Origin of the sequence: Pantoea pleuroti (assembly GCF_014156615.1) — a bacterium.
Taxonomy (GTDB): domain Bacteria; phylum Pseudomonadota; class Gammaproteobacteria; order Enterobacterales; family Enterobacteriaceae; genus Pantoea; species Pantoea agglomerans.
The window spans coordinates 504,283-519,125 of record NZ_SBFD01000001.1; the positions used below are offsets into that span (position 1 = coordinate 504,283).

Below are 14,843 nucleotides of genomic sequence, written 5' to 3' on the forward strand. Positions count from 1 at the left end.
ATGAAACTGAAAACGATGTCGCTGTACGCTGCTCTGCTGTTCAGCGTGGCGGGCAGCGCCACGGCGCAGGCAAAAGAGCTGACGGTGATGATCTCCGGTGGGTTTAAAGCAGCGTGGGATACGCTCTCGCCCCGCTTCGCCCAGCGTGAAGGGATCACTATCAACACCGTCGCCGGTCCATCTATGGGTAAAACCCCGCAGGCCATTCCGGCACGACTGGCGCGCGGTGAACCGGCCGATGTGGTGATTATGGTCGGCGATGCGTTAAGCGATCTGCAAAAGCAGGGCAAGACGCTGCCGGGTTCACGGGTTGAACTGGCGGACTCCCGCATCGGCGCGGTGATCAAACAGGGTGCCACACCGGTTAAGATCGGCAGCGAAAGCGCGCTGCGAACTGCTCTGCTGAACGCCAGCTCTATCGCCTATTCCGACAGCGCCAGCGGTAAATATGTCAGCAGCCAGCTGTTCAGCCGCCTGGGCATTGAGGATCAGGTTAAGGCGAAAGCGGTGAAGGTTGAGCGCATCCCGGTGGCATCAGAGGTCGCGGCCGGTAAATACGCTATCGGCTTTCAGCAGGTCAGTGAGCTGCTGCCGGTACCGGGCGTAACTTTTATTGGCGAACTGCCGGACAAGCTGCAATACACCACCCGCTTCGCCGGTGCCGTGGTGCGCAAGTCAGCGCAGCCGGATGAGGCGGCTAAGCTGCTGCGCTGGCTCGCCTCTTCTGAGGCACAACAGGCGGTGCACGCCAGCGGACTGCACACCGTGAAAGCGTCAAAACCGGTTAAAGCCGCTGATACTGTTCAATAATCAGGTTCTCCAGTTCGCCCGCAATGTGCGACAGCGTCCGGCCATTTTTACGTAGCAGACCCACGGTGCGTTTCACCTGCGGCTCGGTCAACGGCACCGCCATCAGCAGGGCGTGATCGTAGCCAGGCATCGACATGGCGGGGACGGCCGCAATGCCCAGCCCCGCCTCAACCATCCCCAGCATGGTGGTAACGTGCCGGGTTTCACAGATACAGGGTTTCTCCGGCATGATCGCCTGCAGCGCCTGATCCAGCAGGTTGCGATTGCCGGAGGTTTTATCCAGCCCGACCCACTCATACTGATAAAACGCCTGCCAGCTCAGACTCTTTTTGCCGGCTATCGGATGGTCACGCCGACAGGCCGCCACATAGGGATCATCCATCAGCGGCTGGAAATGCACATCCGGCTGCGAACTGCTGGAAAAACTGATGCCAAAGTCGGCCTGACCGCCAATCACCGCGTCATAAACGTTAGCCGCACTGCTGTCGATCAGTTTGACTCGTACGCGGGGATAGCGCGCCTGAAACAGCCGGATGATGTTGGGCATAAAGTAGTAGGCGGCTGACGGCACGCAGGCCACGGTAATCAGTCCAGTACGGGCTAAGCTCACCTCACTGAGATCGGCCATGACCTCTTCAAAATCAGCCAGCAACTTATCCGAGCGCTGAGCAAACGCATGCCCCTTCAGCGTCAGCGTGACGCGGCGCGTGGTACGCTCAAACAGTTTGATCCCCAGCGAGGTTTCCAGCTTATCTATCCGGCGGCTCAGCGCCGACTGTGAGAGACAGATCGATTCCGCCGCCAGGCGAAAATTGCCAAACTCCACCAGCGCGCGAAACGCATAGAGATCGTTGAGATCGAAATTAACCGGCATAGCCCCTCTTATAAACTATTGGTGATTTAGCCAGCCTTCAGGATACGCGAATTTTGTAGCGAAGTTGTTAAAATAGATTAAGACAAAGAGATTCCATTTTAGCTTTATTGAAAAAGGCCCGCCGAAGCGAGCCTGTGCGGGTGATACTCACTCCTGTGAACCTGACATCAAATAGAGAACCAGGTCTTTCAGAATTGAAACCCCTCCATAAGAACAAAATAAAATCACAAAAAACTTTGCAATTCCACACGGCAGAAAACCCAGCCATCCATCCTGAGGGAATATGTTCACTGATGTTAACAGGACACCAGCTGATAATATCCCAGGCATAATACAGGCGTTTTTTACCCTCTTTTCCCTACCACGTGCATTGTCCGCCATAGTTATTCCCCGATCCGCCGCCATTACCATTACCGCCCGAAAAGCATTGTCCAGTTAATGCCCCTGCGGCGACACTTTTTGCTATGCCTGCCCAGGAGCCTGAACCCACGATAATACCCGCGACAATACCTGTTGCACATGGGTTATCTCTGATGACAGACCCTAAATCCAGACAGTTTGATTGTGTACCTACAAAACCATTTGCCTGTCCACCATAGCCATGCTGGCTTTGACGGGCACCAGCACCAGCATAAGCTGGATCATATGCACCACTTGCACCTGCAACTATTTTTAGATGCTCTTCATATAAAAATTCCATTTTAAAACCCTCAAGTTAAAATTTATCCTGAAGTCTTAATGAACAGCGCTGCTTATTTTTTATAACACTCACAGAAAAGAAGATCAAACCAATCCGTTCATTAAATCAAATGTTAAATAAAAGCATAAAAGAGTTTATTTAATTGAAAATGTAACTAAAGAATGTATCCATCAATAATAAATCAAACACCAGGAAACGTGAAAAAAAGAGACCCCCCACGCATAGCCATTATTTTTTCAAACCTGATGTTAACTTCTCAATAACCATTTTAAACCAACCCCCATTGCGATTCGATTAAAATTGACTCGCGAATCTAATTCGAATTTCAGTTTGCACAGTTATTACAACAAAAAGAATCCAGCCTATAATTCTAAAAAGTCAGGGAGTATTCACTCATAGTTACAGGTTTCAGGACGTGTTTATCTGGCGAGCACTGATTCAAAACAGCCGCTGCCGGACGGTTTTACCCTTCCGGCGTAACGGGCTGCTCAACCTGATGCAGAAAACGTCCGGGATAATCGGGTTGGATAGCGTGCTGGGTGCTGTAACGCCCAAACAGCTTATAGCGGTTTAACGCGATGCGATCATAGGCAAAATTACTGATCGCGTCGGGAAAGTGGCGCAGCACCGCCAGCCCGCGCCAGGGTGCCGGCAGGTGCTGCATCACGCGGAACACCGCCTGCGCCCGCAGCCAGTGCTGATTATCGGCAATGTAGACAATGGTGCTGATGTTCTCTTCCGGCAGTCCGGCCCAGCGCAGCAGCGCTTTACCCTGCTCGCTCTGCACCGAGGCAAAACGGACCTGCCGCGCCAGATGGTGACGCAGCAGGAACTGAACCCAGCCGTTGCACAGCTTACAGACACCGTCATAGAGCACGGCGCTTTCACCGGTTTGCAGATAAGGGGGCGACGACATCCTGCAACTCCTCACTCCTCTGATGATGAACTGAAGTGTAGCGGGTTCTGGTCAGTTGCTGCTGCAGCCAGTGAATGACGGCAGCGTGATCCTGGGCGCAGGCATCGACCTCATACACCGGGCCCAGCGTCATCGGAGTGGCCTGTTGCGCCAGCTGGCGCAGTTCAGGAAGATATTCAGCCCCCGGATGGCCTGGTAGCCGCTGCGACAGCCGCGCCTGGTAGCGCGCCACCGCCGCTTCCGGTTCAATCTTCAGCCACAGCTCCAGCGCCTCCTCCACGCCCGCCTGTTTCAGTCCCTGCTCCAGCAGCGTGCGGGGCTGGAACCCAAACCAGGCGTCGATCAGCCAGACCTGACTGGCGGGAGCCTGCGCGACGATGTTCCAGATCGCCTGATAGGCCGCGCAGCCCAGTTGCCGGTTACGCTGGCGATCGACCGGCGCAAAAACGTGCATAAAGGGTTCTTTCAGGCTATCGAGCGTCAGCACCGGCCAGCTAAAATGTTGTGACAGCGCGTGCGTCAGGGTGCTTTTACCCGAAGCCGGAATGCCATTAACCAGCACCACGCGTTTTAACGGTGTTTTTAGCGTCATAAAATATCAATGACCTCCGCGATGCTGCTGGCCTGACGTAATCTGACCAGCGTTTCCTCATCTTCCAGCAGCGACACAATCGCGCGGATCCCCTCTTCGATATGGGCATTGCTGTCACGCGCACCAAACATGATGACAATGTCCGCTTTATCACTGCCCTCAAACGAGATCGGTTCATTCAGCAGAATCATACTGAAACAGTCACGGATCACCCCCGCTTCCGGTCGCGCATGGGGAATGGCGATCCCCTCCTCAAACACGTAGTAAGCGCCATGGGCCAGCGTATTGGCGATTACCGCATCAGGATAAGAGGCATCGAGATAGCCGCCACTGACCAGGGGTTCGGCAGCCAGCGCGATAACCTGACGCCAGTCCGTGGCGTCGATACCAATCTGAATAGCGTTTGCCTCTTGCAATAACTGCTTAATCGTCATCAGCTCTCCTTAAATCGACTGGCGAACCACATTGCGTAATTCATCGATTTTGACAAACAGCGCATCAATTTCATTGCGATAGCGACGGCTTTTCGCAAATAAGCTTAATGCCCGGTTATATTCCAGCATTAATTGTTTTTGCGTTTCGCCATCACGCGGATTAATAGTCAGCTGCTGCTCCAGTTGCGTTATTTTCTCGCGACTTAATTCCGCCAGATGATCCTGCTGCTGCTCGCTGGGTTGTTCCACAGCCGGAGACTTTTTTAAGAATCCAAACATAGGCTCTCCTGCCCCGTAGCATGTCGGGGTGGCTCAGATTAATAGGTAATTATAAAAGGTTTGACGCAATAAGCCGGTGATGGCGAAACGGGCGATTACCGGAATAACTGCATCTTCTCTACCAGCACACTGGTTACCGCATCATTTGCCGGCACGAGGAAATTACGCACGCTGTCATTGACCTTGCCTTTTTCAAAGGTCGATTTACACTGCGCCACCCACTGAACGTTCATTTCGGTGCCGACATTGACCTTCTCAATACCGCTGCTGACCGCCAGCCGCATATCTTCATCGCTGACGCCGGTGCCGCCGTGCAGCACCAGCGGCGTGTGGGTTGCCGCCGTGATATCTGCCAGTCGCTGATGCTGAATATGCGCTTTACCGGTGTAAAGCCCATGCACGGTGCCAATGGAGATCGCCAGCATATCGACGCCGGTCTCTTCAACAAAGCGGCGCGCATCTTCTACTGGCGTAAACGCAATCGCCTCCATTTCCACGCATTTACCATCTTCCGAACCGCCAATCGCGCCCAGCTCCGCTTCTACCGAAACATTGTGCGGACGCGCCATATCAATCACCCGGCGGGTATTGGCAATATTCTCTTCTATCGACAGATGTGACCCGTCATACATCACGGAACTGAATCCGGCATCAATCGCGGTCTGAATCGCCGCTAAATCGGAACAGTGATCGAGATGCAGACAGGTCGGGACATTTTTGCTCTCTGACAGCGATTTAATCGCATCGACCAGTAATTTATGACCGAGATATTTCGCCGTACCGGTGGAAATCTGAATCATTAACGGACTATTGGTTTTCTCTGCCGCTTTAAAATAGGCGGGCAGCATCTCCAGGCAGTGAAGATTAAAAGAACCCACCGCTTTAAAGTCGCGCTGTTTAGCCAGCTGTAACAGATCGGCGAAGTTATAAAGTTTCATGGATTTTTTCCTCTTGAGGTTTTGTGGATTTGCCATTAACAAACCAGGCAAGCGCGGTAACAAAGGCAATAAACAGGGCAACGAACAGCCAGTTATTCTGGAAGGCGTGGCCGAGCACCAGGCCGGTACTGATAACGTCAGAGTCACTGAAGGTCACACCGGTGAAGCCATAGCTCTCCAGCATCGGCACCAGGATGGCGGGCAGAATGGTGATAAAGAGGCCGTGGACGAAGCCGCCGATCATCGCGCCGCGCCGTCCGCCCATGGCATTACCAAATACCCCGGCGGTGCCACCGGCAAAGAAGTTGGTCAGCAGGCCAGGCAGGATCATCGCCAGACCAAACATCGGGAAGACGAGCATGCCGACAATTGAACCGAGCGTGGTGGCGAGAAAGCCAACAATCACCGCGTTCGGGGCATAGGGAAACATCACCGGGCAGTCCAGCGCCGGTTTGGCATCCGGCACAACACGCATGGCGATACCACGGAAGGCAGGCACCAGCTCGTTAAGCAGCAGGCGGACGCCGCTGTAGAGCACGAAGACCCCGGCCACGAACTGAATCGACTGCATAAAGGCGTACATCAGGTAGTTCATGCCGTTGCTGTACTGGGCGATGAACGCCGGACCGGCCGCCACGGCGGGGATCAGATACATCGGCACCATCACCAGCGCCATCGACAGATAGGTATCCTGCAGAAACTTGAAGTTATCGGGCAGCTTCAGATCTTCGGTGGATCGCGATCCTTTGCCGACCACTTTGGCGACCGCCGCCGTGACCAGATAACCAATGGTGCAGAAGTGACCCAGGGCAACGTCGTCCGAATCGGTAATGCGTCGTACCACCGGCTGCGCCAGCGCAGGCATCACCACGGCCATGATCCCGCCAAAGATGCCGCCGGTCAGGATCAGCGGCAGACCGGTCAGCCCCGCTTTGTAGCCAATCACCGCGCCAATCGTCGCCATCCACAGCAGGGCCTGGCCGGTCAGGAAGATGTACTTAAAGGGCGTCAGTCGCGCGATGATGATATTGACGATAAAGATCACCAGCAGCGTCAGAGCGACTTCAGATCCCAGCTCACGGTTAGCCAGCCCGGCAATGGCGGCGACGTCGGTGATATAGCCGCGCATGCCAAAGCCGTGGGTAAAAATGGTATTGAGGAACGTCAGCGTTCCCACAATAATATTGATACCCGCCATCATAATTAAAAAACCGAGCAGGGTTTTAAAGGTGCCTTCCACCACCTTGCCTGCCGATTTCTTTTGCAGCAGCAGACCGATCAGGGCAATAAAGGCGATCAGAATCGACGCCTGCCCCAGCAGATCTTTTACCAGGAAGTCGATCACACTATTCATGGGCGGCGACCTTTACGTTGCGTTCTTTTAAAAAGGCCAGGATCTTCTGCTCTATTTCCGCTTTATCGGTGAGCCGGTTAAGAATAATGACCCGCTTAATCTGTTCCGGACTGGCGTCGGCATTTAACACATCGGCAAAGGCTTTTTGCGTCAGAATCATGTCCGACTTAAAGGCATTTGCTTCTGAAATGGTGGTGTGATCGATATCGGCCTCAATCTCCAGTTTTTTTAAAACTGCTTTTGCGCTCATCTCAATCGCAAAACTGGATCCTAAGCCACAACCACAGACACATAATATTTTCAGCATGGTTTTCTCCTCACAATATATTGAGTTGTTTAGCGAGTTTGTAATGGTGCCCGTCAATATCGACCAGGCGTTTTTGCATGCTTATTAAATCAATCGGAATCGGTTTATTGCTGCCGTTGATAATGACCGCTTTATTCCGCATACCTGACTGAATACAACGCACTACTTCACTGGCCATAATGGTGCCCTGATAAATCTCTTCGCAGGTGGGATCACCATTCCGCAGCCCGTAACCGAGGATAGTTTTACGGACGCGCACGCCAATAAGTGGCTCAAGCTGTTTGATTAAGGTGTCGATAGCCCCCTGAAAACCGGGCGAATATTCGCGGGTGTAGCCTTCTGAACAGAGAATGATCACGCTGTTCTGCTCTGCCAGTCGCTGGGTGATGCGCTGCGCCAGTTGTGGCAGCGGGATCTGGCACTCCGGAATTAGCGCAATGTCCGCATTGGATTTAATCGCCGACTGCAGGGTTAATTCGCCGCAGTAGCCGCCGAGTAACTCCAGCATAAATACCCGGCCTGGTAAGGCGCGTCCGGTATTGCGCAGTTTCGCGACCTCTTTTAATACCTGCTCGCAGGCGGTGGAAAAACCCAGGGTGTAATCACTGCCGAAGACATCATTATCGATAGTCATGCCGACGCCGAAACAATTCACGCCAGACTCCGACAAGGTATGGAGAAATTGCAGCGACCCGTCACCGCCCGCCATGATTAATACGTCAATCCGGGCGCTTTTCAGCTGGCGGGCAATACATTCATATTCGCTGCGCACCAGTTTCTTTTGCGTGCGTCCCGATTGCATAACCGGAATCGGGGCGATGGAAAAGTCGAGCAGGTCACGCTGGCTGATGTCACGATGGTTATTTGCCAGCAGGCCGGGAATGCCGCCGTCAAATATCACCATCTCCGCCTGCGCCAGTCTCCCTAACTGAAAGACAAAATTATTAATGCCGGTCACATCACCGCCACTGATCACCATTCCAATTCGCATTTCCCTCACCTCGCGGACTTAATCTGCTGAGGGCCATTCTTCCGGTAAGTTGGGTTGCTATTTGCAGAGGAGATCACAGTTACGAGCGGTATTTTTTGGGCGGAGTTATTGACAGGGGTGTCTGAACGGCGGTTTATGAGATCAAAATCACACTATTTGCGGGAAAGCCGATTAGAGCGAAACGATATAAATCAATTAGTTAGCTCAGAAGGCATCTGAATTTTATTTCGCCACACAGCGGCACAGAGTGGCTTATTCCGTGCTGTTGCAAATTTGTGACTTTCGCCTCATTTTTCCCGGTTCCGGGCCAGATAAAGCGTTCAGAAAATAGTTGATGAGGAGCTATCCGGATTATTTTATGGCAGATAAACAGGCGGGCAGAATAGATTTCAGAGGGGAAGAAGGCGCGGTAAAAACGAATAAGAGACGTAGCAGCAAGCTGCTACGCCCCAAAAAGCTTACTTCGCGTAGGCTTCAGTAGACAAAGTCAGGGTGACCTCGTCGCTTACCGCTGGGACATATTTGTCCAGCTTAAAGTCCGAACGCTTGATGGTGCCGGTGGCATCAAAACCAATCGCCTGCTTTTTCACCATCGGATGCTCGCCCTGCTTGTTCAGCGTCGCGTGTAGCGTAACCGGTTTGGTGATCCCTTTCAGGGTCAGGTTGCCTTCAACATCAAATTTGTTGTCGCCCTTTGCCACCACTTTGGTGCTGTGGAAGGTCGCAGTCGGATATTTAGCGGTGTCGAAGTACTCAGCGCCTTTGAATTCTTTGGTCAGCGCAGCCACGTGGCTGTCGATTTTGCTGACTGGCAGGGTCACGTCAACGCGTGATGCCTCTGGATGATCTTTATCAAACACCAGGTTACCGGTTGCATCAGGGATATCAGCGGTAGGGTTTGAGAAGCCGAAGTGGTTCCAGACAACAATCACCGACGTATGCTCAGGATTCAGCTGGTAGTGCATCGCCTCAGCCTGAGACAACGGGGCGTAAAGGGTGGCAGCGGCTAACAGGGGCAGTGCAATACGTTTGAAGTTTTTCACGGTCAATTCCTTATGCGGACAAAGTGAATTGAGTGTGGTCCAGTTCGCCCGGAATAGACAGTGAAGAGATTTGTCGGTAATTTTCAAATAAATTCAGCAACTTTATACCGGGTACTACAGATTCTCGCCGCCGGTGAACAGCACCCGCCAGCGGCGGCGATCCTGAATCAGCGTGCGGTGAAGCTGTTGCAGATCCGCAAGTGTCAGCGCCTCAATCTGCGCCGCATCCGGTTCTGCCAGGCCATTGTCAGCGCGTAAGCACGCCAGTGGCTGATCCACTTCCCGGCTCAGAAGACGCGCTTTCAGTGCCGCCAGATCGTAACCCGCCAGCGTCTCGTTCAGTGACCGCAGGAAGTTGCGGCAGTAGCGCAGCAGTGACAGCGCGCTGTAATCGGGCGACTGCAGCGCAAACAGCACCCCATCTTCATCGGCACAGCGCATATAGCGGCTGCTGACCACATAACCGATAGGCTGCTCAACGCGATAGCGCTGGAAAAAGCGCGGCTCATAGATCAGCGCCAGCGCGCGAAGCGCCGCCAGCTGTTCAGGACGATGCAGCGGGATAAACAGCAGCAGAGCATTGTCCGCGCTGCCGTGTGGCAGGCGCGTCATACCGGTTTGCGTCGTCATGCGCTTTGGCGGCGTGTCAGGGTTAACCGGCAGCGACAGTGCGCTAAGCCGCCGGGCAATTAATGAATGCAGTGCCGCGTTGCCGCCTTTCAGCGCCGCCCGCCAGCAATGTGGCGTAATGGTGGCGGCCAGCTGCCAGGGTAACTGCCGCAGCAGTGCACGGATCGCGATGCTTTCCCCCGAAGAAGGCTGCGCCGCCTCAACCGGCAGCGTCAGTGCGGCGACGATCTGGCTCAGCGCCCGGTCAGCCACCGCCTCATCGGACGTCAGTTGTAGCGTCAGTTGCCACACGCCCTCCACTTCCTGCCAGCTGCCGTTGCCGCCCTGATGACGCAACGCGGCAAACAGCGGACGTAACCGCCGCCCCAGCGCTTCGCCTGCCGCTTCGGTGAACGTTGACCAGAACTCTGGTCGCAGGATCAGCGTCGCCTGCAGGTCGTCAGGCTGAAAATGCGGCAATGCCACCGCCTGTGCGGGCAGCGGCTCAGATGTTAAGGCGGTGTCGAACGGATAGAAATTGAAATCGGCCGCTGGTAGCGCCTCAGACGGGGCTGGTTGCCAGGCGGTCAGCGCCAGGCTGAATCCCTGCGTCTGAAGGGTTTCCTCAGCCGGGTGCGACGTGCAGAACAGCAGCGTGCCCGGCGCGTCGGTGAGACGCGCCAGCAGCGGCTGTAACGCAGGCACGGCTTCATCCGGTGCAAAGCCGATTGCGCGCTGGCGTAACTGCTCCATCGGTGACAGCGTCACGAATCGCTGCTGCGCCAGCTGGTGATAGTGTTGATGTTGTGGCGCATTCGTCTGGCGCAGAGCATCCAGATAACTGTCGATCAAAACATTAACGGTTTCAGGTTGATGCGTTTCAACGCCCAGCGCCAGCCAGAGCGCGCCTCCCGCCTGATAGATCCACTTCAGCTCCAGCGACTCCGCCAGCCCCTGCTCACGCAGGGTAGCCAGCAGCGATCCGGGTGCTTCATCCAGCAGAAATTCACGCCATAACGTGACACCGTCACTGTTATCCAGTATCCAGCTGCGCCATAGCGCCCTAGGTGCGGTCTCTGCCAGCTGCCAGCAGGTATCGCTGGTCAGCTGCGGCGGTGGCAGATCCTGTCGCCACTGACCGGAGGGCAGCGCGGCAGCAACGTTACGCGCCAGCTGTTCAAGCTCATCCAGTGAGTGTGGCCCCTGCAGCCAGAGCCGCATATTGCTGGCGAAGTAGTAGCGCTGGTGGAACTGGCGCAGCGCCCGCTGTAGTGCAGAGAGCTCGTCGCCAAAACTCGCCCGGCTGCCAATATGGAACCGGTGGAATTCCGCAGGTGACGCGGCGGCGTGCAGCAGTGCCGCTTCAATGCGTGACGGCTGATGACGCTGCAATAGCTGATATTCCGCATCAATCACCGCCACTTCCTGGCCGATCGCCTGATTATCAAGCAGCGGATGGCAGACCATATCCTGCAGCCGCGCCAGCCCTTCAGCCAGCAGCGACGGCGTAACCTCAAAAAAGAACGCGCTGCGCCGGGCCAGCGTGGTGGCGTTAACCCTGCCACCCTGCGTCTGAATCCAGCTCATCAACCGGCCCTCATCAGGCCAGCCGGTGCTGCCGGTGAACAGCAGATGTTCCAGCAGATGCGCCAGTCCGGGCCAGCGATCTGGCTCGTCGTGACTCCCCGCGCCCACCTGAATCAGGGCGGCGGCCTGGCTGGCATCGGGCTGATGCACCAGTTCAACCGTCAGACCGTTTATCTCCAGGCAACGCGTTTTCATCAGAGGTTCCGTGTTTTATAGATCAGTTGTGAGTTGCTGCGGTTACGGAACTGCAGCTGACCAATTTTAATGTCGCTGCAATCCGCCTCACGCCGGGCGTCAAGGATTTTGCCGTGATGCGGTGATTTGCTGCAGACCGGATCGGTGTTGTCGGCATTGCCGGTCAGCATGTAGGCCTGACAGCGACAGCCGCCAAAATCTTTCTCTTTCTCATCACAGGAGCGGCATGGCTCTGGCATCCAGTCAAAACCGCGATAACGGTTGAAGCCGAATGAGTTATACCAGATATCGTCCAGACTTTGCGTCAGCACTGAAGGAAATTCTACCGGGAGCTGACGCGCACTGTGACACGGCAGCGCGGTGCCCTCTGGCGTAACGCTAAGGAAGATGGCACCCCAGCCACCCATGCAGGGTTTAGGGCGCTCTTCGTAGTAGTCTGGCGTCACAAACAGCAGATTGGTCAGATTGCCGGTGGTGCTCATCCGCTCGCGGTAGGTTTTCACCACCGCCTCTGCGCGGGCGATTTGCTCGCGGGTGGGCAGCAGGCCTTCCCGGTTAAGCTGCGCCCAGCCGTAGAACTGACAGGTCGCCAGTTCCACGTCATCCGCTTCCAGCTCAATGCAGAGATCGATAATCCTGTCGATCTGGTCGATGTTATGGCGATGCAGAACAAAGTTCAGCACCATCGGATAGCCGTGGGCTTTCACCGCTTTCGCCATCTCCAGCTTCTGCTGAAACGCTTTTTTCGAACCGGCCAGCGCCGCATTCAGGGTTTCGTCACTTGCCTGGAAGCTGATCTGGATATGATCCAGACCCGCCTCGCTGAACGCATCCAGCTTCTTCTCCGTCAGGCCGATGCCCGAGGTGATCAGGTTGGTGTAGAAGCCGAGATCGCGCGCCGCTTTGATCAGCTCCGGCAGATCTTTACGGACCAGCGGCTCACCGCCGGAGAATCCGAGCTGCACGCTGCCCATCGCCCGCGCCTGACGAAACACCTCAATCCACTGTTCGGTGGTCAGCTCCTTCTCCTGCTGGGCGAAATCCAGCGGGTTGGAGCAGTAGGGACACTGCAGCGGACAGCGATAGGTCAGCTCAGCCAGCAGCCAGAGCGGCGGATTCACGTCAGGTTTATGCGGGGTCACGGAACTGTATCCACTTCTGTTCATAGGCTGATTGCAGGAACTCTAAAACGTCTGCACCCACGCCGCCCGCTTCCGGAAAACGGCTATCCAGCGTTGCGATAATCGCGGCGATATCCTGCTTGCCATCCACCAGCTCAAGGATGGCAGCGGCGGTTTCGTTCAGCTTCGCCATGCCTTCGGGATAGAGCACCACATGGGTATCCTGGGCGGCTTCCCACTGCATGCGGTAGCCGCGACGAAACGCGGCAATCGAGTTTTCATTCATCTGTTATACCAGTCGGGTGGTGTGCCACGCCGCTTTATCAGTCACGGTGTGATAAGGCGGACGTTTCAGCTCGTATGCCATGGTCATGGCGTCCAGCATGCTCCATAAAATATCGAGCTTAAACTGCAAAATTTCCAGCATGCGGTTTTGCGTCTCAGCGGTGGTGAAATATTCCAGCGCCAGCGCCAGGCCGTGTTCCACATCGCGGTTCGCCTGACCCAGGCGACTGCGGAAGTAGAAATAGCCCTCTTCTTTGATCCACGGATAGTGCTGCGGCCAGCTGTCGAGCCGTGACTGGTGGATCTGCGGGGCGAACAGCTCGGTGAGTGAGCTGCAGGCTGCCTCCTGCCAGTTGGCGCGGCGGGCAAAGTTAATATATGCATCCACCGCGAAGCGGACGCCCGGCAGCACATGCTGCTCTGAAAGTAGCTCTTCGCGCGTCAGCCCGACCGCCTCGCCCAGCCGCAGCCAGGCCTCAATGCCACCCTCTTCGCCGTTGCTGCCGTCGTGGTCGAGGATGCGCTGCACCCACTTACGGCGGGTAGCCGGATCGGGGCAGTTGGCCATGATCGCCGCATCTTTCAGCGGAATGGTGGTCTGGTAATAGAAGCGATTCGCCACCCAGCCCTGAATCTGCTCGCGCGTGGCCTGACCGTTATGCATCGCGATGTGATACGGGTGATGGATATGGTAGTAAGCGCCTTTGTCGCGCAGGGCCTGTTCAAAAGCCTGCGGCGACAGCGTGTCAGTGATCTGCATGTTTTAGCCCTGAAGGTGGATCGCCATTCCGTCCCAGCTCACCTCTATTCCCTGCTCCGTCAGAAACTGACGCTGCGGTGACTGCTCGTTAAGGATCGGATTGGTGTTGTTAATGTGGATCAGAATTTTGCGTTTTGCCGGCAGCGATGCCAGCAGCGCCATCAGCCCCTGCTCTTCCGCCAGCGCCAGATGGCCCATCGCCTTGCCGGTGTTGTGGCCCACGCCGGTGGTTAACAGCTCATCATCCTGCCAGACGGTGCCATCAATCAGCAGGCAATCTGCTTTTTGCAGCCACGGCAGGATCACCGCATCCGGCTCGCCCAGGCCTGGCGCGTAGAGCAGCGTCTGGCCATTCGCGCGGTTTTCAATAAACAGCGCCACGTTATGGCCCGGTAGCGGCCGGTCGCGATACGGCGAGTAAGGCGGTGCATTACTGATAATCGGAATCGCGGTGAACTGAAGATCATCACAGACATCGACGCTGAACGGCGTCAGTGGCGCAATGGGACGGTGCTGTAAGCCGCCATTCCAGTGGGTGAGCATTGGAAAGATCGGGAAGCCAGTGCTGAGGTCACCATGCACTTCCGGCGTACACCACACCTGATGCGGGCAGCCCTCACGCAGGCTCAGCAGCCCGGTGGTGTGATCAATCTGGCTGTCGGTGAGGATAATCGCGCCGATCGCCGTGCCGCGTAATACCCCTTTGCGGGTCAGTTCTGGCGTGTGCAGGATCTGCTGGCTGATGTCGGGTGAAGCGTTGCATAACACCCAATCTTCGCCGTTATCGCTGAGGATAATCGACGATTGCGTGCGTGCCTGGGCCTGGATCGTGCCGTTACGCACGCCGTGACAGTTGGCGCAGTTACAGTTCCACTGCGGAAACCCGCCGCCCGCGGCTGAACCGAGGATTTTGATAAACATAGAGGAAAACCAGAAGTTGAAAAAAAATGCCCGCTCAGAGGGCGGGCAGAACGATTAACGGTTGGAGATGTAGAGAGTCACTTCCAGACCGAGACGCATATCAACGAAAGTTGGTTTTTTCCACATG

General features: G+C 55.5%; 18 protein-coding genes. 1 reads left to right on the top strand and 17 read right to left on the bottom strand.

Translation table 11 applies throughout. From position 1 onward, the window contains the following. Entirely contained in the window at positions 1-810 is an 810-nt protein-coding gene (locus tag EPG66_RS02485; protein WP_039386700.1) for a substrate-binding domain-containing protein, read from the top strand. Here the strand turns inward: EPG66_RS02485 and psrA are convergent. The 17 genes from psrA to pqqA form a co-directional block, all read right to left on the bottom strand. Continuing rightward, complete coding sequence (gene psrA / locus EPG66_RS02490) at positions 785-1,684, bottom strand: L-proline-binding transcription factor PsrA (protein ID WP_182685879.1); 900 nt, start codon at positions 1,682-1,684, stop codon at positions 785-787. The two genes, EPG66_RS02485 and psrA, sit on opposite strands and share 26 nt — an antisense overlap. Before the next feature lie 358 nt (positions 1,685-2,042). Next, positions 2,043-2,384 carry a hypothetical protein gene (locus tag EPG66_RS02495; protein WP_182685881.1) on the bottom strand — a complete coding sequence of 114 codons (342 nt, stop codon included), beginning with the start codon at positions 2,382-2,384 and terminating at the stop codon, positions 2,043-2,045. Between the two features lie 463 nt (positions 2,385-2,847). After that, positions 2,848-3,300, bottom strand: coding sequence for a thiol-disulfide oxidoreductase DCC family protein (locus EPG66_RS02500; RefSeq protein WP_083068061.1), 453 nt, complete (start codon positions 3,298-3,300; stop codon positions 2,848-2,850). Next, the gene (locus tag EPG66_RS02505; protein ID WP_083068062.1) at positions 3,269-3,892 is read right to left on the bottom strand and encodes a P-loop nucleotide/nucleoside kinase family protein; all 624 of its coding nucleotides are present in this window, start codon (positions 3,890-3,892) and stop codon (positions 3,269-3,271) included. Before EPG66_RS02505 ends, EPG66_RS02500 begins: the two co-directional genes overlap by 32 nt. After that, positions 3,889-4,326: a PTS sugar transporter subunit IIA gene (locus EPG66_RS02510; protein WP_031592905.1), complete on the bottom strand. Its 438-nt coding sequence runs from the start codon at positions 4,324-4,326 to the stop codon at positions 3,889-3,891. The genes EPG66_RS02505 and EPG66_RS02510 overlap by 4 nt, the downstream gene beginning before the upstream one ends. A 9-nt stretch (positions 4,327-4,335) precedes the next feature. After that, positions 4,336-4,605 (bottom strand): hypothetical protein, encoded by a 270-nt coding sequence (locus EPG66_RS02515; RefSeq protein WP_182685883.1) that lies wholly within the window; start codon positions 4,603-4,605, stop codon positions 4,336-4,338. Between the two features lie 95 nt (positions 4,606-4,700). Further along, complete coding sequence (locus tag EPG66_RS02520) at positions 4,701-5,543, bottom strand: class II fructose-bisphosphate aldolase (RefSeq protein WP_010245055.1); 843 nt, start codon at positions 5,541-5,543, stop codon at positions 4,701-4,703. Then, complete coding sequence (locus EPG66_RS02525) at positions 5,530-6,897, bottom strand: PTS sugar transporter subunit IIC (protein ID WP_008925155.1); 1,368 nt, start codon at positions 6,895-6,897, stop codon at positions 5,530-5,532. The genes EPG66_RS02520 and EPG66_RS02525 overlap by 14 nt, the downstream gene beginning before the upstream one ends. Beyond that, entirely contained in the window at positions 6,890-7,204 is a 315-nt protein-coding gene (locus EPG66_RS02530) for a PTS sugar transporter subunit IIB (RefSeq protein WP_010245062.1), read from the bottom strand. The genes EPG66_RS02525 and EPG66_RS02530 overlap by 8 nt, the downstream gene beginning before the upstream one ends. Positions 7,205-7,214: 10 nt before the next feature. Then, on the bottom strand, positions 7,215-8,195 hold the full coding sequence (locus EPG66_RS02535; RefSeq protein ID WP_039392028.1) for a 6-phosphofructokinase: 981 nt from the start codon (positions 8,193-8,195) through the stop codon (positions 7,215-7,217). Between the two features lie 458 nt (positions 8,196-8,653). Further along, positions 8,654-9,238, bottom strand: a complete 585-nt coding sequence (locus EPG66_RS02540; protein WP_182685885.1) for a YceI family protein — start codon at positions 9,236-9,238, stop codon at positions 8,654-8,656. Positions 9,239-9,352: 114 nt separating this feature from the next. After that, positions 9,353-11,629: a pyrroloquinoline quinone biosynthesis protein PqqF gene (pqqF, locus tag EPG66_RS02545; RefSeq protein WP_182685887.1), complete on the bottom strand. Its 2,277-nt coding sequence runs from the start codon at positions 11,627-11,629 to the stop codon at positions 9,353-9,355. Further along, entirely contained in the window at positions 11,629-12,795 is a 1,167-nt protein-coding gene (gene pqqE, locus EPG66_RS02550; protein ID WP_161793189.1) for a pyrroloquinoline quinone biosynthesis protein PqqE, read from the bottom strand. Before pqqE ends, pqqF begins: the two co-directional genes overlap by 1 nt. Continuing rightward, complete coding sequence (pqqD, locus tag EPG66_RS02555; RefSeq protein WP_010245072.1) at positions 12,758-13,036, bottom strand: pyrroloquinoline quinone biosynthesis peptide chaperone PqqD; 279 nt, start codon at positions 13,034-13,036, stop codon at positions 12,758-12,760. The genes pqqE and pqqD overlap by 38 nt, the downstream gene beginning before the upstream one ends. 3 nt (positions 13,037-13,039) lie before the next feature. Continuing rightward, on the bottom strand, positions 13,040-13,795 hold the full coding sequence (pqqC, locus tag EPG66_RS02560; protein WP_010245074.1) for a pyrroloquinoline-quinone synthase PqqC: 756 nt from the start codon (positions 13,793-13,795) through the stop codon (positions 13,040-13,042). Between the two features lie 3 nt (positions 13,796-13,798). Next, positions 13,799-14,716, bottom strand: coding sequence for a pyrroloquinoline quinone biosynthesis protein PqqB (gene pqqB, locus EPG66_RS02565; protein ID WP_061901461.1), 918 nt, complete (start codon positions 14,714-14,716; stop codon positions 13,799-13,801). Positions 14,717-14,770: 54 nt separating this feature from the next. Continuing rightward, on the bottom strand, positions 14,771-14,842 hold the full coding sequence (gene pqqA, locus EPG66_RS02570) for a pyrroloquinoline quinone precursor peptide PqqA (RefSeq protein WP_010245082.1): 72 nt from the start codon (positions 14,840-14,842) through the stop codon (positions 14,771-14,773). Position 14,843 lies beyond the last annotated feature (1 nt).